The sequence below is a fragment of the Streptomyces thermocarboxydovorans genome (assembly GCF_039524635.1).
Lineage (GTDB): Bacteria > Actinomycetota > Actinomycetes > Streptomycetales > Streptomycetaceae > Streptomyces > Streptomyces thermocarboxydovorans.
In genome coordinates, this window is the sequence record NZ_BAAAGU010000005.1 from 60691 (window position 1) to 83367 (window position 22677).

The window sequence follows — 22677 nt, forward strand, 5'->3', positions numbered from 1 at the left end:
GTCTACAGCGGTGTGACATAGGCCCCCGAGATTCCGCCGTCGACGAGAAAGTCGGTGGCGTTGACGAAGGAGGAGTCGTCGCTGGCCAGGAAGGCGACGGCGGCGGCGATCTCCTCGGCCTCGGCGAACCGGCCGAGCGGGATGTGCACCAGCCGGCGCGCGGCGCGCTCGGGGTCCTTGGCGAAGAGTTCCTGCAGCAGCGGGGTGTTGACCGGGCCGGGGCACAGCGCGTTGACGCGGATGCCGTCGCGGGCGAACTGGACGCCGAGCTCGCGGGACAGGGCGAGGACGCCGCCCTTGGACGCGGTGTAGGAGATCTGGCTGGTGGCCGCTCCCATCCGGGCCACGAAGGACGCGGTGTTGATGATGGAGCCCTTGCCCTGGCGCCGCATGTAGGGGATCACGGCCTTGCAGCACAGGTAGACGGAGGTGAGGTTGACCTCCTGGACGCGCTTCCAGGCCTCCAGTCCGGTCTCCAGGATGGAGTCGTCGTCGGGGGGCGAGATGCCGGCGTTGTTGAAGGCGATGTCGACGCTGCCGTAGGTGTCGTACGCGGTCTTGAACAGCGCCTCGACCTGCTCGGGGTCGGTGACGTCGACGCCGGCGAAGATCCCGCCGGTCTCCTCGGCGGCGGCCTTGCCGCGGGCCTCGTCCACGTCGCCGCAGACGACGTTGGCGCCCTCGGAGGCGAGCCGGCGGGCGGCGGCGAGGCCGATGCCGCTGCCGGCTCCGGTGACGACGGCGGTGCGGCCGACGAGCCGGCGGCAGATGATCTCTTCGGTCACTGTGCGGGGCCTTCCGTGCTGATGAAGACGTTCTTGGTCTCGGTGAAGGCGGTCAGGGCGTCCGGGCCCAGCTCGCGGCCGATGCCGGACTGCTTGAATCCGCCGAAGGGTGTCCAGTAGCGGACGCTGGAGTGGGAGTTGACGGACAGGTTTCCGGCCCGGACCGCCTGGGACACCCTGAGTGCGCGGCCGACGTCCCGGGTCCAGATGGAGCCGGACAGGCCGTAGTCGGTGGCGTTGGCGAGCTCCACGGCCTCGGCCTCGTCGTCGAAGGGGAGGACGACGGCGACGGGGCCGAAGACCTCCTCGACGGCGACGCGGTCGCGCGGGCCGGCGCCGGTGAGGACGGTGGGCGGGAACCAGAAGCCGGGGCCCTCGGGGGCCTTGCCGCGGATCCCCTCCATGTCGCCGGGGACGTAGGAGCGGACACGGTCGAGCTGGGTCCGGGAGATCAGCGGGCCCATCTGCGTCTTCTCGTCGGCCGGGTCGCCGACCAGCACCGCCTCGATCGCGGGGGCGAGCAGCTCGAGGAAGCGGTCGTAGGCGCCGCGCTGGACCAGGATGCGGGTGCGGGCGCAGCAGTCCTGGCCGGCGTTGTCGAGGAAGGACATGGGGGCGGCGGCCGCGGCGGCCTCGAGGTCGGCGTCGGCGAAGACGATGTTGGGGCTCTTGCCGCCGAGTTCCAGGGTGACTCGCTTGAGCCGCTCCGAGCCCTTGGCCAGCACCTGTTTGCCGACCGCCGTGGACCCGGTGAAGACGATCTTCGCGACGCCGGGATGCTCGACGAGCGCGTTGCCGGCGACCGGGCCGTGTCCGGGCAGCACCTGGAACAGGCCCTCGGGCAGTCCGGCCTCCAGGGCCAGTTCGGCCAGCCGCAGCGCGGTGAGCGGGGTGGTCTCCGCGGGTTTGAGGATGACCGCGTTGCCGGCGGCGAGCGCGGGGGCGGTGCCCCAGGCCGCGATGGGCATGGGGAAGTTCCAGGGGGCGATCACGCCGACCACGCCGAGCGGTTCGAGGATGGTGATGTCCAGGCCGCCGGGCACCGGGATCTGACGTCCGGTCAGCCGTTCCACTCCGCCGGCCGCGTAGTCCAGCAGGTCGCGGACGTTGCCCGCCTCCCAGCGGGCGTTGCCGACGGTGTGCCCGGCCTCGCGGACCTCCAGCTGGGCCAGTTCCTCGACATGAGAGTCGACGGCGGCGGCGAAGCGGCGCAGCGTCCGGGCACGGTCGCCGGGCGCGAGGGCCTCCCAGGCGGCCTGGGCAGCGGTGGCGCGGGCGACGGCGGCGTCCACGTCGGCCGGGCCGGCGGCCGGGACGGTGGCGACGACCTCCTCGGTGGCGGGGTTGAGTACCTGCAGCTCGTGCTCGTGGGACAAGAAGGGCCTCACATGCGTTCGAAGGAGCGGCGCAGCTCCCAGTCGGTCACCGCGGCGTCGAAGGCGTCCAGCTCGACCCGCGCCATGTTGCGGTAGTGGGCGACGACCTCGTCGCCGAAGGCGTCCTTGGCGATGGCGGACGTCTCCCACAGCTCGGCGGCCTCGCGCAGCGTGGTGGGCACGTGCTCGAAGTCGGCGGTGTAGGCGTTGCCGGGGCAGGGTTCGGGCAGCTCCAGCCGCTGCTCGATGCCGTAGAGGCCGGCCGCGACCATGCCGGCCACGGCGAGGTGCGGGTTGACGTCGCCGCCGGGCAGGCGGTTCTCGAAGCGCAGCGAGCGGCCGTGGCCGACGACGCGCAGCGCGCAGGTGCGGTTGTCGTGGCCCCAGGCGACGGCGGTCGGGGCGAAGGAGCCCGGCTGGAACCGCTTGTAGGAGTTGATGTTGGGGGCGTAGAGCAGGGAGAACTCGCGCAGCGCGGCGAGCTGCCCGGCGAGGAAGTGCCGCATCAGCGCGGACATGCCGCCGTCGGCGTCGCACATGGCGTTGTTGCCGTCGGCGTCGGCCAGCGAGAGGTGGATGTGGCAGGAGTTGCCCTCCCGCTCGTTGTACTTGGCCATGAAGGTGAGGGAGACGCCCTCCTGGGCGGCGATCTCCTTGGCGCCGGTCTTGTAGATGGCGTGCTGGTCGCAGGTGACCAGGGCCTCGTCGTAGCGGAAGGCGATCTCGTGCTGGCCGGGGTTGCACTCGCCCTTGGCGGACTCCACGGTGAGGCCGGCGCCGGCCATCTCGTTGCGGATGCGGCGCAGCAGCGGCTCGATGCGTCCGGTGCCGAGGACGGAGTAGTCGACGTTGTACTGGTTGGCCGGGGTGAGGTTCCGGTAGCCGGCGTCCCAGGCCTGCTCGTAGGTGTCCTTGAAGACGATGAACTCCAGCTCCGTGCCGACCTGGGCGGTCAGGCCGTGTTCCGCGAGGCGCTCCAGCTGGCGGCGCAGGATCTGGCGGGGTGCGGCGAGCACGGGGGAGCCGTCGGCCCAGCCGAGGTCGGCGATGACCAGGGCGGTGCCCTCGTTCCAGGGCACGCGGCGCAGGGTGGCCAGGTCCGGGTGCATGGCGAAGTCGCCGTAGCCGTTGTCCCAGGACGACATCGCGTAGCCGTCCACCGTGTTCATCTCGGCGTCGACGGCGAGCAGGTAGTTGCAGCCCTCGGTGCCGTGATGGAGGACCTCGTCCAGGAAGAACGGTGCGGCGAAGCGCTTGCCCTGCAGCCGCCCTTGCATGTCGGGAAAGGCCAGGACGACAGTGTCGATCTCACCGCTCGCGACGAGGGTGCGCAGCTCCTCGACGCCGAGCGGTGGTGTGCGGTCTGCCACGGGAGGGCCTCCTCGGGCTGCTGTGAGCTGATTCCCGGTCGTCCGTGACCGGTCGGGAGCCATAAGGTATTGCCGAGAACCATTGGTTGGGAAGGGGGCACGGCCAGATGACCGGGGAAGTCGTCGAGGGGCTCGGGGACCGGCTGGCGCCGGTGCTGCGGCCGGTGCGGGCGGGCAACGGCTTCGAGGAGGCGCTGGAGCAGATCCTCCAGGTGGTGCGCCTGGGCCTGGTGCCCGCGGGCGAGCGGCTGCCGGCCGAACGGGAGCTGGCCGACCGGCTGGGCATCAGCCGGGTGACCCTGCGCGAGGTGCTGAAGGTGCTCCAGGACCAGGGGCTGGTGGAGTCCCGGCGCGGGCGCTACGGCGGCACCTTCGTGCTGCCCCGGCCCACGGACACCGGCGGTGACGAGCTGCGGCGGCGGACCGCCGAGGTCGACATCGAGGACGTGCTGCGGTTCCGGGAGGTGCTGGAGGTGGGCGCCGCGGAGCTGTGTGCGGCGCACGGCCTGACGGACGAGCAGGCGGCACGGCTGCGGGAGGCGCTGGCCGGCACGCGGGACGCGCCGCTGGCCGACTACCGGCGACTGGACACGCTCTTCCACCTCACCCTGGCCGAGCTGAGCGGCTCCCCCACGCTCACCGCGCAGTACGCGGCGGTGCGGGCCAGGGTCAACGACCTGCTGGACTGCATCCCGCTGCTGGTGCGCAACCTGGAGCACTCCCAGCAGCAGCACACGGCGCTGGTCGAGGCGGTGCTGGAGGGTGACGTGGACGGGGCGCGGGAGATGATGCGCGAGCACTGCGCGGGGACGGCGGCGCTGCTGCGGGGCTTCCTGGCGTGACACCGGCGGGCGCGGGCGAGCGGACTCACCGGAGGCGAGAAGCGCGGCCCGACGAGTGAGGAGAGCGGCGCGTCAGGCGTGAGGAGAGCGGCGCGTCGGGCGTGAGGAGAGCGGCTCGTCGGGCGTGAGGCGAGCGGGCTCGGCATACGCCGGGGCGGTGAGAGTTCACGGCGGCTTCACGCAAGGGTCTTGCGTTCCGGCCACCGGGCCCACGAAGGTATGGCCCGACAAAGGTATGGATCCATGCCATTGCTTGCCTCCGTCATCTCCACCGCCCCCTGGGGAGTAGCCCCATGACCGTTCCGTCCACCTCTCGTGACTCCCGGCGATCCGCCACCGAACCGGACGACTACCTGGAGCGCCGGAAGCTGCGCCGCGGCAGCGCCGGCTGGCTGCTGCTGACCGGGCTCGGCGTCGCCTATGTCGTCTCCGGCGACTACTCCGGCTGGAACTTCGGCCTGGCCGAGGGCGGCTTCGGCGGCCTGGCGATCGCCATGGTGCTGATGGGCACCATGTACACCTGCATGGTCTTCGCCCTGGCCGAGCTGTCGTCGATCCTGCCCACCGCCGGCGGCGGCTACGGCTTCGCCCGCCGCGCGCTCGGGCCCTGGGGCGGCTTCCTCACCGGCACGGCCATCCTCATCGAGTACGTGCTGGCGCCCGCCGCGATCTCCATCTTCATCGGCGACTACGTCGAGTCGCTCGGCCTCTTCGGCCTGGAGTCGGGCTGGCCGGTCTATCTCGCCTGTTTCATCGTCTTCATCGGCATCCACCTGTGGGGCGTCGGTGAGGCGCTGCGCTTCAGCTTCGTCGTCACCGGTATCGCGGTGGCCGCGCTGCTGGTGTTCGCCCTGGGCGCGCTGCCCGGGTTCGACGCCTCCTCGCTGGACGACATCCCGGTCGACTCCTCGGCGTTCGGTGCGAGTTCCTGGCTGCCGATGGGGCTGCTGGGCATCTGGGCGGCGTTCCCGTTCGGCATGTGGTTCTTCCTGGGCGTGGAAGGCGTGCCGCTGGCGGCGGAGGAGACGAAGGAGCCGGCCCGTACGCTGCCCTGGGCGATCCGCTGGTCCATGGGCATCCTGGTGGCGCTGGCCCTGCTGACCTTCTTCACCGCGGCGGGCGCACGGGGTTCCTCGGCCATCCAGGACGCCGGCAACCCGCTGGTGGAGGCGCTCCAGCCGGACGGCGAGCCGACCGCGCTGAGCCGCATCGTCAACTACGCGGGCCTGGCGGGCCTGGTCGCCTCCTTCTTCTCGCTGATCTACGCCGGTTCGCGCCAGCTGTTCGCGCTCTCCCGCGCCGGGTACCTGCCGAAGTTCCTGTCCCTGACCAGCAGCCGCAAGGCCCCCTACCTCGGTCTGCTGGTGCCCGGCGCGATCGGCTTCGCGCTGGCGGCGGGCACCGGCAACGGCGCGCGCATGCTGAACATCGCGGTCTTCGGCGCGACCATCTCCTACGCGCTGATGTCCCTCTCCCACATCGTGCTGCGCCGCCGCGAGCCGGAGCTGCCGCGGCCGTACCGGACGCCGGGCGGTGTGTGGACGTCGTCGGTGGCGCTGGTGCTGGCCTGCGCGGCGCTGGTGGCGACGTTCCTGGTGGATGTGACGGCGGCGTTCATCGCGCTCGCCGTGTACCTGGTGGCCCTCGCCTACTTCGGCCTCTACAGCCGCAAGCACCTGGTCGCGAAGGCGCCGGAGGAGGAGTTCGCGGCGCTGGCCGCGGCCGAGGCAGAGTTGTCACGGGACTGACGAGAGCAGGAGGAATCAAGCAGATGACGTCCACGCCGCTCATCGGCATCAGCACCTACGCGGAGTCCGGCGTGCGCTGGGGAGTGTGGCAGCTGGACGCCGCGCTGCTCCCCGCCGGATACCCACGGCTGGTCCAGCGGGCGGGCGGCCTGGCAGTCATGCTCCCGCCGGACGCGCCGGAGCTGGCCGAGGCGGCCGTGTCCCGGCTGGACGGCCTGGTGATCGCGGGCGGCCCGGACGTCGAACCGGTCCACTACGGCGCCGAGCCGGACCCGCGCACCGGGCCGCCCGCGCGGGCACGGGACGCCTGGGAGCTGGCGCTGATCCGGGCGGCGCTGAAGCGCGAGCTGCCGCTGCTCGGCATCTGCCGGGGCATGCAGCTGCTGAACGTCGCCCTCGGCGGCACGCTGGTGCAGCACATCGACGGCCACGCCGACACCCCGGGCGTCTTCGGCCGCCACCCCGTCAAGCCGGTGCCCGGCACGCGCTACGCCTCCATCGTCCCCGAGGAGACCGACGTCCCCACCTACCACCACCAGTCGGTGGACCGCCTGGGCACCGGCCTCGTCCCCTCGGCCCACGCGGAGGACGGCACGGTCGAAGCCATCGAACTCCCCAAGGCCCCCTGGACCCTGGGCGTCCAGTGGCACCCCGAAATGGACGACGACCTCAGAGTCCTCCAGTCCCTGGTCACCGCAGCGGCCTACATCTGACCAGCAACACCCGAGCGGTCTCCGCCCGCCCCGCCCGCCTCCGCCCCGTCCACCGCGCCCCGGCGCCACCGGACGACCGCCCTGGCGGGCGGCGGCCGGACCAGGGTCGGTGCGGGCCGCCGCGCCCACCGCCCACCGCCGCCCCGGTGCCGGCAGAACGCGCGCACGCCTCGCGGGACGCAGTCCCGCATGACCGTCGCGGCCGGCTCGATGCACCACTGGAGGCTGCCTCCGGCTCACCCGCACGCGCGACCTCCTGCCGACCGCCGGCCGTGCCGCCGGCACCTCGCTCCCGGCTGGAGACCACCGGACGGCAAAGGCCGCATGGACGGCGCAGCCGGCCCCGCCGGATGGTCTGCCTCGAACCAGGCGCCGGCCGGCGCCTACCCCCGCGTCAGCGACAGCAGGTCGCGGGCCGGGCCCGTGGGGCGGTGGCCCATGGGCCAGACGGCCCGCAGGTCGCGGGTGAGGGCGATGCCGTCGACCGGGATGCGGACGAGGCGGCGCATCGCCAGTTCCTCGCCGACGGCGAGTTCGCTGAGGACCGCGGGGCCCGCGCCGCCGACCGCCGCCGCCTTGACCGCGGTGGTGGAGGACACCTCGATCAGCGGCCGCGCCAGTCCGCCCAGTGCCGCGTCCAGCACCTGCCGGGTGCCGGAGCCCTTCTCCCGCAGGATCAGCGGTGTGGCCGCCAGCTCCTCGCCGGCCAGCGGGCGTCTGCGGCGGGCCCAGGGATGGGCCGGGGCCGTCACCACGATCAGCCGGTCGTGCGCGACCACCGCCGAGTCCAGGCCCGACGGGACGGACAGCCCCTCCACGAAGCCCAGGTCGGCCTTCCCGGACAGCAGCCGCTCGGCCACCGCGGCCGAGTTGCCCGCGAGCAGCGACACCGCCGTGTCCGGGCGTTCGGCGCGCAGCGCCAGCAGCCAGCCGGGCAGCAGATACTCGGCGATGGTCATGCTCGCCGCCACCCGCAGCCGGGAGTCCCGGCGGTCCCGCAGAGCCTGCGCGCCCGCGTCGAAGGCCTCGGCCGCCTCCACGATCCGCCGCGCCCAGTCGGTCACCAGTGCCCCGGCGTCCGTCAGCCGGGAGCCGCGCGGTGAGCGGTCGACCAGCGCCACACCGAGCTGCCGTTCCATCGAGCGGATGCGGCTGCTGGCGGCGGGCTGGGTGATGCCCAGCTCCCGCGCCGCCCCGCCCAGGCTGCCCAGCCGCGCCACCGCCAGCAGCAGCTCCAGGGCCCCGAGATCCGGCACCCGGTGGGCGAGGGACCCGGCGGACCCGGACCGGTGGCCGGGATGATCGTCCGTGTTGCTCATAACGTCAGCTTATGTCGTGATGGCAAAGCACCCTCTGGCCCAGGTCAGGCGGCCGTACGACGGTGGGGAGCATGGTCACCGTCGCCCATCGCCCGCCCCCGCTCCCCCGTGCCGCCGCCCGGCCGCCGCGTGTCCCGGCCGTCCCGCCACCTCGGGCCCAACTGGTACGCGTGCGATGACCTGGTGGTCGTTCACCTTCCCGGTCGGCACCTGCGTCACCGGCGCCGAGGCCCTGGCCCGGCACACCGGGCTGGCCGCCTTCGGCGCACTGGCTCTCGCGCTGTACGCGGTGCTGGTCGCCGCCTGGGCGGTCACCGCCCGGCACACCGTGCGGGGCGTGCTCAGCGGTGCGCTGCTCGCAGGGCCCGCCCCAGCACCGCCGGGGCCTCGACGAGCGACGGCCCGTACCAGGTGAGACACCGTCCGTCGACGAGGGCGCAGGGCAGCCCGGGGAAAGCCTCGGGGCCGTCGTCGGCGGTGAAGCGGTAGGGCTCGTCCGGGAGCACCACCAGGTCCGGGCGCGCGGCACGCAGTTCGTCGAGAGGCACACGCGGATAGCGCTCCGGGTGCGCGGCGTAGAGGTGGTCGACGCCGAGCCGGGCCAGCAGATCGCCGGCGAAGGTGTCGCGGCCCAGCACCATCCACGGACGCCGCCAGACCGGGACGACCGCGCTGCGGCGGCGTCCGGGCGGCGGCACGGCCGCCCAGGCCGCCTCGGCCTCGTCCAGCCACCGGGGGCGGGTGGCGACGCCGCAGGCGGTGAGGACCCGGTCCAGCTCGCGGAAGGCCCCCGGCAGTGTGCGCACCTCGGTGACCAGCACCTCGAGCCCGGCCGCGCGCAGGGCGTCCAGGTCGGGCGCGCGGTTCTCCTCCTCGTTGGCGATCACCAGATCGGGGGCCAGCTCCACGATCCGGTCGGTCTTCGGGTTCTTGGTGCCGCCGATGCGCGGCACGTCCAGGCCGGGCGGATGCGTGCACCAGTCGGTGGCCGCGATCAGCGCACCGGGCGCCGACGCCGCCACGGCCTCGGTGAGCGAGGGGACGAGGGACACCACGCGAGGCGTGCTCATCGGCGCGGCTTGTCCCTCAGCGCCTCGATGTGCTCGGCGACGGCGACGACCACCAGCCGGGTTTCCGGCACGGTCGCCCGCCAGCGGTGCCGTACGCCGCCGGTGAGGTACAGCGTGTCACCGCGGCCCAGGCGGTAGGCGCGGCCCTCCGCCTCGATCTCCACGGCGCCGTCCGCGACGTACATCAACTGGTCGTTGCGGAACTGCAGTTCGCGGCCGGCCTCGTGGTCGCCGGTGAACTCCGAGGCGTGCATCTGGTGGTGGCCGCGCACCAGGGAGCGCACCCGGGGTTCCAGCCAGGACCCGGTGTCGTCGGCGCGGACGACGTCCACGCTGCACGCCGGGTCGGCGGCGGCGAGCAGTTCCACGGCGGTGGTGCGCAGGGCGTCGGCCACCTTCTCCAGGGAGCTGCGGCTGGGCCGGGCCCGCTCGTTCTCGATCTGGCTGAGGAACGGAACCGACAGACCGCTGCGCTCGGACACGGCGGCAAGGGTGAGGTCCAGCGCCCGGCGTCGCCGCCGCACGGCCGCGCCCACGCGCAAGGGCTGTTCCTTGTGGTCGCCCATTGCTCATCCCTCCTTCGCCCATCGTCCCGCGCCCTGCACCCCGCTGCCCGGCGGACGCCGATGACGGCTTGTCTGCACCCTACGCAGATTCGGCGGACCGTTTCATGCCGCTGCCTCAAGCCGGTGCCGGCTCGCGCTCGATGTTCGGGGCTCGATGTTCGGGGTGTTCTCGCCATTGTTGCCCTTCGGCGCCGGAAGGTCACGAGGAAGGCGGACATGAACCGGGGGCGGACCGGGCCGTGCGCCGTCGGGCACGGCCGGTCCGCCCCCGGGTGAGGCGGTGCGGAGCGGAGCGGTTACGAGGCGGTCATGCGCTGCGCGACCTCGGGGTGCTCCTTCAGCCAGGCGGCCACGGCCTCTTCCTCCTTGCCCTGGCCGCGGTCCTTGATCTCCGCCTCCAGGGTGGCGAGCTCCTGCTCACTCATGGTGAACTTCTTGATCCACTCGGTGAGCTGCGGGTACTGCTCCGGGAACTTCTTCCTCGCGATGGTGTGGATCTTGTTGTTGTCGCCCCAGAACTTCTCGGGGTCCTTGAGCTTGGTCAGCTCGTACTCGGCGTAGGCCCAGTGCGGCGACCACAGGGTGACCGCGACCGGCTTCTTCTTGGCGATGGCGCGCTTGAGCTCGGCCAGCATCGCCGGGGTGGAGCCGTCGACGACCTCGTACTCGTCGTCCAGGCCGTAGCCGGGCAGGACCTTGTTCTTGAGCAGGTTCATCTCGCCGGTGCCCGGCTCGATGCCGATGATCTTCCCGCCGAAGAGGTCGGCCTTGCCCTTGAGGTCCGCCATGGAGTCGACGCCCTTGACGTAGCTCGGCACGGCGATCTCCAGTGAGGTCGGCTCGTACCAGCTGCCGAGGTCGGTCAGGTTGTCCTTGCTCTTGTCCCAGTAGTTCTTCTGGGCGTGCGGCAGCCAGGCGTCGAAGTTGAGGTCCATGTCGCCGGAGGCGAGGCCGGTGTAGACCGGGCCGACGTCCATCTGCTTCAGGTTCAGCTTGTAGCCGCGCCGCTCCAGGACGTTCTTCCACAGGTAGGTGACGGCGATGTCCTCGTCCCAGGGGAACCAGGCCACGTTCAGCGGGCGCTTCGCCTCGGCCGGGGTGTCGCCGCCGGACTCGACGGGGGCGAGCCTGTCGACCAGGCCCGGGTTGGCCTTCAGCCAGGTGCGGACCGCGTCCTGCTGCCTGCCCTTGCCGGCCTTGTTGATCTCGGCCTCGAGGCTGGTGAGCTGCTTCTCGGTGAGCGTGAAGTTCTTCAGCCACCCGGCGGCGGTGGGGTCGTCGCCGGCGAAGCCCTTGCGGGCCAGCGTGTGCACGCCGTCGCCCTCACCCCAGGCGCCCTTGGGGTCCTTCAGCTTCTTCAGCTTGTAGTCGTTGTACGCCCAGTGCGGCGACCAGAGCGTGACGACGATCGGCTCCTTCTTGCGGTAGGCGCGCTTGAGCTCGGCCAGCATCGCCGGGGTGGAGCTGTCGACGACCTGGTACTCCTTGTCCAGGCCGTACTCCTTGAGGACCTTGCTCTTCAGCAGGGCCATCTCGCCGGCGCTGGACTCGATGCCGGTGATCTTCCCGCCGAACAGGCCGGCCTTGCCCTTGAGGTCCTCGAGGGAGTCGACGTCCTTCATGTAGGCGGGGACGGTCAGCTCCAGGGAGGTCTCGTCGTACCAGGAACCCAGGTCGTCCAGCTGGGAGCCGTGCTTCTTCCAGTACTGCTCGTGGGTGGTGGGCAGCCAGGAGTTGGTGACGACGTCGATGTCGCCCTGGGCGAGGGAGGTGTAGAGCGGTCCGGCGTCGAACTGCTTGGCCTCGACCTCGTAGCCGCGCTGCTCCAGGATCTCCTTCCACAGGAAGGTGGAGGCGATGCCCTCGTCCCACGGCACGTAGCCGAGGGTGATCTTCTTGCCCTCGCCGACCTTCTCGCCGCCCGCGGCTTCCTCCGAGGAGGTGCCGCCGAAGAGGCCCATGCCGCCGGCCACCAGGGCGAGGATCACCACGCCGATGACGGCGACCTGCGGGCGGGGCCGGTAGGACCAGATCTTCAGTCCGCCGGCGGCGGCGCGGGCCTTGGCGGCGGCGCGGCGGCCCAGCGGGGAGACCTGGGTGCCCAGGGCGCTGGTCATGCGGTCCAGGTAGATCGCCAGGATCACGATGGCGATACCGGCCTCGGAGCCGAGGCCCACGTTGAGCTGGCCGATGGCCTCGTTGACGTCCCCGCCCAGGCCGCCGGTGCCGACCATGCCGGCGATCGCGGCCATGGACAGGCCGAGCATGATGACCTGGTTGACGCCCGCCATCACCGTGGGCAGTGCCAGCGGGAGCTGGACGCGCAGCAGGGTGTTGCGCGGGGTGGTGCCGAAGGCCTCGGCGGCCTCGACCAGCTCCTTGTCGACCTGGCGGATGCCCAGCTCGGTCATGCGCACGCCGGGGGCGAGCGCGAAGATCAGGGTGGCCACGATGCCCGCGGAGGCACCGGTGCCGAAGAACAGGATCGCCGGGATGAGGTAGATCATCGCGGGCAGCGTCTGCATGAAGTCCAGCACCGGCCGCACCAGGCCGCTGACCCGGTCGGAGCGGGCCGCCCAGATGCCGACGGGCACCGAGATGACCAGCGCGATCAGCGTGGCGACCAGCACCAGCGACAGCGTGATCATCGCGTTCTCCCACAGATCGAGGGAGACGATGAAGGCGAAGCCCGCGAAGGTGAGCAGGCCGGCGAGGGTGCCGCGCAGCCAGAAGGCGATCACCGCGAAGATGCCGACGAGCAGCAGCGGCTCGGGCGCCTGCAGGACGGCGTTGATGCCGTCGTAGGTGCCGGTGAAGACGGCCTTGAAGAAGGTGAACAGCCAGTCGACGTGGTCGAGCAGCCAGTCGACGGTGCTGTTGACCCAGTCGCCGAGCGGAATCCTAGGCATTGGCCATCACCTTCTCGCCGCCCTTGTCCCGCGGGGCGTCGCACACGCCCGGGTCCGCCTCCTCGTCGCCGAGGAAGCCCACCAGCCGCTGCCGGGGCACGACCCCGACCAGGGTGCGCTCGCCGTCGAGGACCGCGACCGGGTGCGGCACCCGGGCGCTGATCGCGCACAGCTCGTTGAACGGCGTCTGCGGTGTGGCGGTCTCGCAGCCGCAGTCGGCCTCGTCGCCGCGGACCTCTCTCTCCATGACGGAGCCGGCGGTGAGCACGCGGGAGCGGTCGACGTCCTGGGTGAAGGAGGCGACGTAGTCGTTGGCGGGGCGCACCAGGATGTCCTCGGCGGTGCCGATCTGCACGATGCGGCCGTCGCGCATCACCGCGATGCGGTCGCCGAGGCGCATGGCCTCGTTGAGGTCGTGGGTGATGAAGACGATGGTCTTCTTCAGCGTCTTCTGCAGTTCGAGCAGCTGGTCCTGCATGTCGCGGCGGATCAGCGGGTCGAGCGCGCTGAAGGACTCGTCCATCAGCAGCAGGTCGGCGTCGGTGGCGAGCGCGCGGGCGAGGCCGACGCGCTGCTGCATGCCGCCGGACAGCTCGTCCGGCCACGACTTCTCCCAGCCGGCCAGGCCGCACAGGGCGAGCGCCTCGTCGGCGCGGCGTTCGCGCTCGGCGCGGGGCACGCCCTGCACTTCCAGTCCGTACGCGGCGTTCTCGCGGACGCTGCGGTGCGGGAAGAGCGCGAAGTGCTGGAAGACCATGCTGATCTTCTTGGACCGGACCTCGCGCAGCTGACGGTCGGAGAGCGCGGTCAGATCCTGACCGCCGAAGCGCACATGCCCGGCGGTCGGCTCCAGCAGACCGTTGAGCATGCGCAGCAGGGTGGACTTTCCGGAACCGGACAGGCCCATCACCACGAAGATCTCGCCGGGTTCCACGGTGAAGGATGCGTCGATGACGGCTGCGGTGGTGCCGCCGGCGCGCAGCTCCTCCCGGTCGGTCTCGCCCTTGCGCAGTCTTTCGACCGCCTTGTCCGGTCGTCTGCCGAACACCTTGTACAGGTGCTCGGCCTCAAGCCTCGCTGACACGCGTACCTCTAGCTCTCGACGGCAATGAAAAGGGCGACGCCGAGTCGGATACGTGAACGGCATCGCGCCGGGGCGGCGCCTCCCCTGTTCTGCGCAGGGCAAACGTTGTCGTGCGGCACCTCACAGTGTGAGCGCAGAGCGCAACGCGTTGCGGTGGGCGCAAGCGGGCGGCCGAGGCGCCGGGCACTGGGCGCTCGACGGCGCCGATCCGCGGGGCGCTGTCGGTGGCGTGCGGCATGATGCGGAGCGTGACCGGACGACTGATGCTTCTCGACACCGCCTCCCTCTACTTCCGGGCCTACTTCGGCGTCCCGGATACCGTGCGGGCCCCCGACGGCACCCCGGTGAACGCCGTACGCGGGCTGCTGGACTTCATCGACCGCCTGGTGCAGGACCACCAGCCGGACCACCTGGTGGCCTGCATGGACGCGGACTGGCGCCCGCACTGGCGGGTGGAGCTGATCCCCTCCTACAAGGCGCACCGGGTCGCCGAGGAGCACGAGCTCGGCCCGGACGTGGAGGAGGTGCCGGACACGCTCTCGCCGCAGGTGCCGGTCATCGAGGAGGTGCTGGACGCCATCGGCATCGCCCGGGTGGGCGTCGCCGAGTACGAGGCGGACGACGTGATCGGCACGTACGCGGCCCGGGCGAAGGGCCCGGTCGACATCGTCACCGGCGACCGGGACCTGTACCAGCTGGTGGACGACGCCCGCGGGGTGCGGGTGCTGTACCCGGTCAAGGGCGTGGGGACGCTGCAGATCACCGACGAGGCCGCGCTGCGCGCCAAGTATGGGGTGGACGGGCGCGGGTACGCGGATCTGGCGCTGCTGCGCGGCGACCCGAGCGACGGGCTGCCGGGCGTGCCGGGCATCGGGGAGAAGACGGCGGCCAAGCTGCTCGCCGAGTTCGGCGATCTGGCCGGGATCCTCGCGGCCGTGGACGACCGGAAGGCCAAGCTCACGCCGGCACAGCGCAAGCGGCTGACCGAGGCGCGGCCGTACCTCGCGGTGGCGCCGAAGGTCGTCAGGGTCGCGGACGACGTTCCGCTGCCCGACGTGGACACAACATTGCCGAGTACTCCGCGGGACCCGGCGGCGGTGGAGGAACTGGCGGTCCGCTGGGGGCTCGGCGGCTCGCTGCGACGCCTGCTGACCACCTTGGCGCGCTGAGGGCCCGCTCACGCGTAGCTCTCGGCGCGTTCTCAAGATTCGTGACGGCTGGAGGTGTTCACCGGAGCGAGGTGCTAGGTTAGGTAACCCTAACCAAAACTGGGAGGCCTCCATGGCAGAACGACCGGGACGCCGTCCGCGCCGGCTGTACTCCACGCAGGTCGTCCGCACCGAGCGGCTGACCCCGCACATGCAGCGCGTGGTGCTGGGCGGCGAGGGTCTCGCCGGATTCGCGGCCGGCACCTGCACCGACCACTATGTGAAGCTGCTGTTCCCGGTCCCGGACGTGACCTATCCGGAGCCCTTCGACCTGGAACGCATCCGCGAGGAGTTCCCCCGCGACCAGTGGCCGGTGACCCGGACGTACACCGTGCGCCACTGGGACCCCGAGCACCGCGAGCTGACGCTCGACTTCGTGCTGCACGGGGACTCGGGACTGGCCGGCCCCTGGTCGCTGCGCGCCCGGCCCGGCGAGACCGTGCGCTTCGTGGGCCCCGGCGGCGCCTACGCGCCCGATCCGGAGGCCGACTGGCATCTCCTCGCCGGTGACGAGAGCGCACTGCCCGCCATAGCCCGCTCCCTGGAGGCTCTCCCCCGCGGCGCGAAGGCCCATGCCTTCGTCGAGATCGAGGGCCCCGAGGAGGAGCAGAAGATCGACTCCGACGCGGAGATCACCTGGCTGCACCGCGCCGGCCGCCCGGTCGGCGAGGCCCTGCTGTCGGCCGTACGAGCCCTGGACTGGCCCGACGGCCGCGTCCACGCCTTCGTCCACGGCGAGGCCCACTTCGTGAAGGAACTGCGCCGCGTCCTGCGCGTGGAGAAGCAGATTCCCCGAGAGGACCTCTCCATCTCCGGCTACTGGCGCCTCGGCCACAACGAGGACGGCTGGCAGGCCTCCAAGCCCGAATGGAACGCCCGCATCGAGGCAGAACAGGAACAGATCCGCGCAGCGGCCGGCTGAGGCTTCACCTCGCCGGCTTCACCTGCCCAGCGGGCTGCGCCCGGCCGGCGGGCCGTGGCGCCCTGGCCGGCCCGAGCCCCGCCCGGCAGTCCGGGCCCCACCCGGCCGGTCCGGGGGACCGGCGCCGCACCCGGCGAGCCGCGGCCCCTCCCAGTGACCACCGCCTCTTCACGGCAGACCGTTGCGCGTGCCGCCCTGTGCCGCCCGGGTCTGACCGCCTGGCAGCAGGCCCCGGCCCAGCACCCGGCCGGTCACGGCCCCGCCGGCCCGGATGCTGGGCCCCGGCCGTCCCAGGCCCGCCCGGCCGGGTGAACCGGAGGGAGCCGTAGGGCCGTGGCGGCGTGGCGGCTCGGCTCAGTGTGCGGGGCTGCTTCAGGATCCGGGCCCGTGGCACACACCTTCGACGAAATCGTCGCCCAGCAGCGCGCGGCGGATGCCGCGTACGCCCGCGTACGTCATCTGCAGGAGACCTACGGGCCGCCCACCGAGGCCAAGTGGAGCGAGCAGCAGACCGCCATCTGGGAGACGGCCTGGCGGGCCTGGCGGGACCTCGCCCGTGACGTCCATGTGGCGGTGAGCGAGTATGCCCGCCAGGAGGACATCCCGCGCAAGGAGGTCGAGACCCGGGTGCGGGAGGCGGTGCTCCGGTCCGCCGAGCCGGGTTCGGAGACCTCGGGGGCGGAGACACCGGGGGCGGACGCCTCGGGGACAGAGGGCACCGACGGCACTGAACGACACTGAGGGCACAGACGGCGGTGAGGCGCAGGAGCCCTGACGGCCGGCGCGCCGGCGCGCCGGGCTCGGGGCGGGCGGCTGCTCGTAGGCTTGGCGGTCGTGAGGCGTAAGCGAGTGGTTCCGCCCTCTCCGCTCCCGCAGCGTGAGGGGGTCGACCCGGTGCGGGTGCGGCTGCCGGCCGGCGGGGCGTGGCGGACGGTGCGGGAGCATCTGGTGGAGCGTCTCGCGGCCGGACCGGGTGTCGTCGACTCGATGTTCGACGCCGGGCTGATCGTCGGCGCGGACGGGCGGCCGGTGCGAGCGGACGCGCCCTACCAGCCGGGGCTGTTCGTCTGGTTCCACCGGGAGCTGCCCGAGGAGGTGCCGGTGCCGTTCCCGCTGGAGGTCGTCCACCGGGACGAGCACATCGTCGTAGCCGACAAGCCCCATTTCCTGGCCACCACCCCGCGCGGCCGGCATGTCGCCGAGACCGCGCTGGCCCGCCTGCGCCGTGAGCTGGGCATCCCCACGCTCAGCCCCGCGCACCGTCTCGACCGGCTCACCGCGGGCCTGGTGCTGTTCACCGTGCGCCCCGAGGAGCGCGGCGCCTACCAGACGCTGTTCCGTGACCGCGGGGTGCGCAAGGAGTACGAGGCCGTCGCGCCGTACGACCCCGCGCTTGACCTCCCCCGGACCGTGCGCAGCAGGATCGTGAAGGAGCGCGGCGTGCTGACCGCCCGTGAGGTGGCCGGGGAGCCCAACGCGGTCAGCGAGATCGCCCTGCTGGAGCACCGCGCGGACGGTCTGGGCCGGTACCGGCTGGTGCCGCACACCGGCCAGACCCATCAGCTGCGGGTGCACATGACCGCCCTGGGTGTGCCCATCCTCGGCGACCCCCTCTACCCGGAGGGGACCGGCCCCGTCCCGGCCGATGACTTCCGGCGCCCGCTGCAACTGCTGGCGCGGACGCTGGAGTTCACCGACCCGGTGACGGGTGCCGGGCACCGCTTCCGCAGTGGCCGGGTCCTCGCGGCCTGGGCCTCCTACCGGGACTGGGCCTCCGGTCAGTCCGGTCAGTCCGGTCAGTCCGGCCAGTCCGGCCAGTCCAATCAGTCCGGTCAGTAGAGGTCGCCGCGCCACCAGTGCAGGAACCGCTGCCACAGGCCCTGCGGCCGGGCCGGTGCGGCGGGCGGCGGCGGGGGAACGAGCAGCGGCGGCTGGGGCGCCGCGGGCTGCGCCGGCGCCGCCGGTGCGGTCGGTGCGGCCGGTGCGGTCGGTGCCGCCGGTGCGGTCTGCTGCTGGGGCGCCGGGGACGGGGCGGCCGTGGCGGTGCGCCGCCCGGCGAGGGCGTCCGGCCGCGGGGGCCGCTGCGACGAGGGACGCGAGTGCGGCGGCGCGAAGGGGTCCGGGCCGCCGATGTGCCAGTTGGTGGCCGACCGGTCCGGCTTGGCGTCGTGGTTGGGCCGCTCGTTGATGTCCTGCTGCTCCCGCGGCGTGAAGTACACCGGCAGCTCCACCAGGTGCCGCGAGGCGATGGACTCGGTGTAGCGCAGCTCCTCCTCGTCGATGCTCAGCTCCACGTCGGGCAGCCGCATCAGCAGCGCGTCCACACCGATCTCGGCGATGACACGCCCGATGTCCTGGCCGGGGCACTCGTGCGGGCCGCCGGAGAAGGCGAGGTGGGCGCGGTTGCCCATCATGTCGGCGGTCGGGTCCGGCCGCACGCGCGGGTCGACGTTGGCCGCGATCGGCGCGAGCAGCAGACCGTCGCCCTTGCGGATGCGCTGCCCGCCCAGCTCGGTGTCCTGCTTGGCGAAGTAGGCGAAGATCGTGCTGAACGGCGGTTCGTCCCACAGCAGCTGCTCCACCGCCTGCGGCACGGTCATCTGCCCGCCGTTGAGCTGGGCGCGGAAGCGCGGGTCGATCAGCACGGTGCGCAGCACATTGGCGAGCAGGTTGGCGGTGGCCTCGTAGGCGGCGATCAGCACCACCCTCAGGTGCTCGCGGACCTCGTCGTCGGTGAGCCCGGCCGGGTGGGTGATGAGGTGGCTGGCGAAGTCGTCCTGCGGCTTCGCCCGGCGCTGGGCGGTGAGCCGCCCGAGCGCGTCCATGATGTACGCGTTGCTGGCGATGGCGGTCTCGGTGCCCCGCAGCATGTCCCGCGCGGCCTGCACGATCCGGTCGTTGTACTCGTCCGGCATGCCGAGGATCTGGCACATCACGGCCATCGGCAGATGCTCGGCGTACTGGCTGACGAGCTCGGCCTCCCCCACCTCGCAGAAGGTGTTGACGATCCGCTGCGTGCTGCGGTTGATGTGGCGGCGCAGCGTGCGGAAGTTGAGCGTGGCGACGGCGGAGTCGATGGCGCCGCGCAGCCGGGTGTGCTCCTCGCCCTCGGCGTGGGCGCACATCGGCTGCCAGGCGATGTGCGGCATCAGCGGGTGGTCGGGCTTGACCATGCCCTCCCGGAGCGGGGTCCAGATGCGGCTGTCACGGGTGAAGACCGTGGGCGTGCTCACCATGTGCAGGTTCTCGGCGTGGCCGAGGACGACCCACACGGGCACGTCGTCGTGGAGCAGCACGGGTGCCACCGGGCCGTGCTCGGCCCGCAGCTCCTCGTACAGCTTCTTCAGGTCGTCCGACTCGTGCAGCCGGGCCAGCCCCCCGGGCCCCCGCCCGTGCGCGGGGCAGCCGGGGGGCGGGGTGAGCCTGGAGGCGTCCGTTCCGGTCGGGGAGGGGGTTTCTGACGTCACAGTGGTCGCTCCGGGAATGAGGGACGAAGGGAGTGAGGCGGGCGTGGGGGCGGGTACGCGGGTCAGGTGAGCGAGCCCGACATGGCGAGCGAGTGCAGGAACCGCATGAGGGTCAGCAGCACGTCCCGGCTGGAGGCGCGGCGCCGCACGTCGCACTCCACGATCGGCACGTCCTCGGGCAGGTCGAGCGCGGTGCGCAGCTCGGGGACCGGGTAACGGGGCGCGTCCGGGAAGGTGTTGACGGCGACGACGAACGGCACGCCGCGCTCCTCCAGCCGGCCCATCACGTCGAAGCTGACCTCCAGGCGGCGGGTGTCGACCAGCACGACCGCACCGAGCGCGCCCTCGAACAGGCCGTTCCACAGGAACCAGAAGCGCTCCTGGCCGGGGGTGCCGAACAAATACAGCACCAGCTGCTCGGTGATGCGGATCCGGCCGAAGTCCATGGCCACGGTGGTGGCGGTCTTGGACGCGGACCCGAAGTTGTCGTCGACGCCGATGCCGGCCTGCGTCATGGTCTCCTCGGTGGTCAGCGGTCTGATCTCGCTGACGGAACCGACCATGGTGGTCTTGCCGACCCCGAAGCCGCCCACGATCACGATCTTGGCCGCGGCCTGCGCGGTCTGCGGCAGCCGGTCCTCGGTGCGGGGGCCCGGGACGGTCTCAGAGCCTTTGAAGTCCATGCATCACCGCTTCGAGAAGGGAACGGTCGGGCAGCGCCTGGCGGACGATCGGGGCGCGTGCCTGGACCAGTTCCGCCGTCAGCATCTCGGTGAGCAGCGCGGTCACCGCGCTGAACGGCAGGTTCAAGTAGGCCGAGAGCTCGGCCACGGACAGGGGGGCGGAGCAGAGCCGGAGCAGCGCCGCCTGCTCGGGGGTGGCGGAGCTCGGCGGGTCCGGGGACTTGGCGACGATCAGTGTCACCAGGTCGAGTTCGGCCCGTTCGCCCTCGGGGTCGGCGACGACGTAGATGCGCTCCGGGTTGCTCGGGCCCTTCTGCGTCTCGGCGGACCGGGGAGGCGGATCCTCCCCCGGTGTGCGCCGTGTGCGTTGCGGAGGAGTCATACGGCCTGCCCGTTCCTTCGGGGCGGGGTGGTGAGATGGGCGCCGATGCGGACCACGAGGTCGCGCATCATGCCGCCCATGCGGCCGGGTTCGCAGGTCATGTCGGAGAGCACCGCGAGGTAGGCGTTGTCGCCCGCGGCCATGAGGTAGAAGTAGCCGCCCTTGATCTCGATGAGCACCATCTGCATCTCGCCGTCGCTGTAGGGCAGTTCCTGGGCGACGGCACCGGCGAGGCTCTGCACGCCGGCACAGGCGGCGGCGACCCGGTCGGCGGCGTCCTGGTCGCCGCCGTAGCGGGCGAGGCGCAGACCGTCGGCCGAGAGCACCACGACCATCTCCACGCCGGGTGCGCCGTCGGCGAGTTCCTTGAGCATCCAGTCGAAGTTGGCTCGTTGCCGGATCACTTGAGGTCCCCCTCGTCGTCGGCCTCGGTACGGGCCGGATCGTTGATGAGATGCAGGTAGGCGGTGGGGTTACGGGTGAAGTCGGTGGGGTGGACGCCGGGTTCGAGGCCCTCCTTCAGGCCCTCCCAGAAGGCGTCGACCCACAGACCGGGCTCGCGCTTCTCCTCCTTCTTCTCGGGTTCCGGCTCGGGGGTGGGCTCCGCCCTGGACCAGATGGTCTTCTCGCCGCGTGCGGCGGCCTCCCGCTCCTCGCGCTCCGCGGCGGCCTTCTCGGCGTAGCGCTGGTGCATCGGCGTCTTGACCCGGCTGCGGCGCTGCGGCAGTCCGTTCGAGGTCCACTCGGTGACCTCGGGGACGTCGTCCTCCATGGGCACCGAGGCGGGGATGCGGGGGCTGGTGGGGCGGCGCTTCTTGGGGGCGCGCTTGGGGGCGGGGAGCATGTCGACCGGCTGGGGCACGGAGGTGGCGCCGATGCCGTGGGCGAGGCCGACGCCGGGCTCGTCGGTCAGCATGTCCTTCGGTACGACGAGGACGGCGCGGATGCCGCCGTAGGCGGAGGGCCGCAGGGAGATCTGCATCTTGTACTGGGCGCAGAGCCGGCCCACCACGGAGAGGCCGAGCCTGGGGTTGGCGCCGATCTCCTGGATGTCGTTGCCGGCCATGGCCTGCTCCAGCATGCCCTCGAGCCGGGCGCGGGCCTTCTCGTCGAAGTTGACGCCGGCGTCCTCGATCTCGATGGCGACGCCGGTCTGCACCTCGATCGCGGTGACGTGCACCTTGGTCTGCGGCGGCGAGTAGCGGGTGGCGTTGTCGAGGATCTCGGCGACGGCGTGGATGACCGGTTCGACGCAGATGCCCTTGACGTTGACCTTGGCGATCGACTTCAGGTCGATGCGCCGGTACTCGAGGATGCGGGACATGGCGCCGCGCAGCACGCTGTAGAGCGCGACCGGGTGGGGCCACTGGCGTCCGGGGCGACCGCCGCCGAGGACGGAGATGGAGTCGGCGAGGCGGCCGATCAGCGCGTTGCCGTGGTCGATGCGCAGCAGGTCGTCGAAGACCTCGGGGTTGCGGCCGTGGTCCTCCTCCATCTCCCGCAGTTCCTCGGCCTGCTGGTGGACGATGGACTGGACGCGGCGGGCGATGCTGACGAAGGAGCGCTGGTTGGAGTCCCGCAGTGTCTCCTCGTAGTCGATGATGGACAGCACCGTCTGCAGCAGGTCGAGCTGGTACTGCGGCAGGTGCTGCCAGGCCGGGTTGAGCCGGGGCAGGGCGCGCAGCACCTCCGGGACCTCGTTGCCGCGGTGCATGTGGTCGAGCGCGGCCGGCAGCACCTCGTCGGTGAAGTGCTTCGTCTCCGTGTCGTGGGCGGCGATCCGGGCCTCCAGATACGCACGGTGACGCTCGAACTCGGCTCGGGCGTTGCGCAGCACCCGACCGCGGCGTGCGGCCTCGGCCGACGCGACGGTCACGAGCAGGGTGGCGACGGCACCACAGACTCCGACGGCGATCCGGGCGGGCTCCGTCACCAGGGCGACGGCGGCTCCGGTCGCCGCGGCCATCAGTATGGCCGGCAGCAACAGCACGCGCGCATAAGGAAGTTGGTCACTCGCCATGTGGGCCCTCTGAAACAAGTCGGCTGATGGTTCGGGGAACTAGCAGGTCGGAACTGGCACATCGGGGAACAAGCGCACGAATTCACCCCAACTCGGTGCGCTGCGGGCGAGCTTAGTCCGACCGGATCATCGCCGAGTCATATTCAGCAAGTGCCTGAAACGGAGCCCGGGACAGGAGTACCCTCGGGTCATTTACACGCTGTGCCAGCGTTC

Annotated in this window: 20 protein-coding genes and 1 pseudogene; 8 read left to right on the forward strand and 13 right to left on the reverse strand. The window is 72.0% G+C overall.

From position 1 onward, the window contains the following. Positions 1 to 2: 2 nt before the first annotated feature. From ABD198_RS03410 to ABD198_RS03420, 3 genes are read right to left on the reverse strand one after another with little or no spacing between them, the layout of a single operon-like run. Complete coding sequence (locus ABD198_RS03410) at positions 3 to 785, reverse strand: 3-oxoacyl-ACP reductase (RefSeq protein ID WP_343997798.1); 783 nt, start codon at positions 783 to 785, stop codon at positions 3 to 5. Further along, positions 782 to 2161 (reverse strand): aldehyde dehydrogenase family protein, encoded by a 1380-nt coding sequence (locus ABD198_RS03415; protein ID WP_343997799.1) that lies wholly within the window; start codon positions 2159 to 2161, stop codon positions 782 to 784. Before ABD198_RS03415 ends, ABD198_RS03410 begins: the two co-directional genes overlap by 4 nt. A gap of 8 nt (positions 2162 to 2169) precedes the next feature. After that, the gene (locus tag ABD198_RS03420; protein ID WP_343997800.1) at positions 2170 to 3531 is read right to left on the reverse strand and encodes a glutamine synthetase family protein; all 1362 of its coding nucleotides are present in this window, start codon (positions 3529 to 3531) and stop codon (positions 2170 to 2172) included. 107 nt (positions 3532 to 3638) lie between these two features. Between ABD198_RS03420 and ABD198_RS03425 the strand changes: the two genes are divergently transcribed. The 3 genes from ABD198_RS03425 (at position 3639) to ABD198_RS03435 (ending at position 6834) form a co-directional block, all read left to right on the forward strand. Then, the gene (locus ABD198_RS03425; RefSeq protein WP_343997801.1) at positions 3639 to 4373 is read left to right on the forward strand and encodes a FadR/GntR family transcriptional regulator; all 735 of its coding nucleotides are present in this window, start codon (positions 3639 to 3641) and stop codon (positions 4371 to 4373) included. A 293-nt stretch (positions 4374 to 4666) separates the two neighbouring features. Continuing rightward, a complete protein-coding gene (gene eat, locus ABD198_RS03430; RefSeq protein WP_343997802.1) occupies positions 4667 to 6121 on the forward strand; it encodes an ethanolamine permease in 1455 nt (484 codons plus the stop codon). 23 nt (positions 6122 to 6144) lie between these two features. After that, positions 6145 to 6834 carry a gamma-glutamyl-gamma-aminobutyrate hydrolase family protein gene (locus ABD198_RS03435; RefSeq protein WP_343997803.1) on the forward strand — a complete coding sequence of 230 codons (690 nt, stop codon included), beginning with the start codon at positions 6145 to 6147 and terminating at the stop codon, positions 6832 to 6834. A gap of 383 nt (positions 6835 to 7217) precedes the next feature. Here ABD198_RS03435 and ABD198_RS03440 read toward each other — a convergent pair whose 3' ends face one another. Further along, complete coding sequence (locus ABD198_RS03440; RefSeq protein WP_343997804.1) at positions 7218 to 8153, reverse strand: LysR family transcriptional regulator; 936 nt, start codon at positions 8151 to 8153, stop codon at positions 7218 to 7220. A 172-nt stretch (positions 8154 to 8325) separates the two neighbouring features. On the opposite strand from ABD198_RS03440, the pseudogene ABD198_RS03445 reads away from it, so the two are divergent. Beyond that, positions 8326 to 8568: pseudogene (locus tag ABD198_RS03445) on the forward strand (SLAC1 family transporter); the annotation flags it as partial. On the opposite strand, the gene ABD198_RS03450 reads toward ABD198_RS03445, so the two are convergent. The 4 genes from ABD198_RS03450 to ABD198_RS03465 all read right to left on the reverse strand — a co-directional run bounded on the left by ABD198_RS03450 (position 8495) and on the right by ABD198_RS03465 (position 13782). Further along, positions 8495 to 9223 carry a helical backbone metal receptor gene (locus ABD198_RS03450; protein ID WP_343997805.1) on the reverse strand — a complete coding sequence of 243 codons (729 nt, stop codon included), beginning with the start codon at positions 9221 to 9223 and terminating at the stop codon, positions 8495 to 8497. The pseudogene ABD198_RS03445 and the gene ABD198_RS03450 sit on opposite strands and share 74 nt — an antisense overlap. Continuing rightward, entirely contained in the window at positions 9220 to 9789 is a 570-nt protein-coding gene (locus ABD198_RS03455) for a helix-turn-helix domain-containing protein (protein ID WP_343997806.1), read from the reverse strand. The genes ABD198_RS03450 and ABD198_RS03455 overlap by 4 nt, the downstream gene beginning before the upstream one ends. A gap of 296 nt (positions 9790 to 10085) precedes the next feature. Beyond that, positions 10086 to 12698 carry an ABC transporter permease/substrate binding protein gene (locus ABD198_RS03460; protein WP_343997807.1) on the reverse strand — a complete coding sequence of 871 codons (2613 nt, stop codon included), beginning with the start codon at positions 12696 to 12698 and terminating at the stop codon, positions 10086 to 10088. After that, positions 12691 to 13782, reverse strand: coding sequence for a quaternary amine ABC transporter ATP-binding protein (locus tag ABD198_RS03465; RefSeq protein ID WP_343997808.1), 1092 nt, complete (start codon positions 13780 to 13782; stop codon positions 12691 to 12693). The genes ABD198_RS03460 and ABD198_RS03465 overlap by 8 nt, the downstream gene beginning before the upstream one ends. A 239-nt stretch (positions 13783 to 14021) precedes the next feature. Between ABD198_RS03465 and ABD198_RS03470 the strand changes: the two genes are divergently transcribed. The 4 genes from ABD198_RS03470 to ABD198_RS03485 all read left to right on the forward strand — a co-directional run bounded on the left by ABD198_RS03470 (position 14022) and on the right by ABD198_RS03485 (position 17751). Then, a complete protein-coding gene (locus tag ABD198_RS03470; protein WP_343997887.1) occupies positions 14022 to 14951 on the forward strand; it encodes a 5'-3' exonuclease in 930 nt (309 codons plus the stop codon). Positions 14952 to 15063: 112 nt separating this feature from the next. Further along, positions 15064 to 15912: a siderophore-interacting protein gene (locus ABD198_RS03475; RefSeq protein ID WP_343997809.1), complete on the forward strand. Its 849-nt coding sequence runs from the start codon at positions 15064 to 15066 to the stop codon at positions 15910 to 15912. A gap of 387 nt (positions 15913 to 16299) precedes the next feature. Further along, positions 16300 to 16653 (forward strand): hypothetical protein, encoded by a 354-nt coding sequence (locus ABD198_RS03480; RefSeq protein WP_343997810.1) that lies wholly within the window; start codon positions 16300 to 16302, stop codon positions 16651 to 16653. Positions 16654 to 16737: 84 nt separating this feature from the next. After that, positions 16738 to 17751, forward strand: coding sequence for an RluA family pseudouridine synthase (locus ABD198_RS03485; RefSeq protein WP_425580404.1), 1014 nt, complete (start codon positions 16738 to 16740; stop codon positions 17749 to 17751). Here the strand turns inward: ABD198_RS03485 and ABD198_RS03490 are convergent. The 5 genes from ABD198_RS03490 to ABD198_RS03510 all read right to left on the reverse strand — a co-directional run bounded on the left by ABD198_RS03490 (position 17745) and on the right by ABD198_RS03510 (position 22464). Then, a complete protein-coding gene (locus ABD198_RS03490; RefSeq protein WP_343997812.1) occupies positions 17745 to 19379 on the reverse strand; it encodes a cytochrome P450 in 1635 nt (544 codons plus the stop codon). The two genes, ABD198_RS03485 and ABD198_RS03490, sit on opposite strands and share 7 nt — an antisense overlap. A 62-nt stretch (positions 19380 to 19441) precedes the next feature. Beyond that, positions 19442 to 20062, reverse strand: a complete 621-nt coding sequence (locus tag ABD198_RS03495; protein ID WP_343997813.1) for a GTP-binding protein — start codon at positions 20060 to 20062, stop codon at positions 19442 to 19444. Beyond that, on the reverse strand, positions 20043 to 20444 hold the full coding sequence (locus tag ABD198_RS03500; RefSeq protein WP_343997814.1) for a DUF742 domain-containing protein: 402 nt from the start codon (positions 20442 to 20444) through the stop codon (positions 20043 to 20045). The genes ABD198_RS03495 and ABD198_RS03500 overlap by 20 nt, the downstream gene beginning before the upstream one ends. After that, on the reverse strand, positions 20441 to 20848 hold the full coding sequence (locus ABD198_RS03505) for a roadblock/LC7 domain-containing protein (RefSeq protein WP_343997815.1): 408 nt from the start codon (positions 20846 to 20848) through the stop codon (positions 20441 to 20443). The genes ABD198_RS03500 and ABD198_RS03505 overlap by 4 nt, the downstream gene beginning before the upstream one ends. Beyond that, the gene (locus ABD198_RS03510) at positions 20845 to 22464 is read right to left on the reverse strand and encodes a sensor histidine kinase (RefSeq protein WP_343997816.1); all 1620 of its coding nucleotides are present in this window, start codon (positions 22462 to 22464) and stop codon (positions 20845 to 20847) included. Before ABD198_RS03510 ends, ABD198_RS03505 begins: the two co-directional genes overlap by 4 nt. Positions 22465 to 22677: the final 213 nt, after the last annotated feature.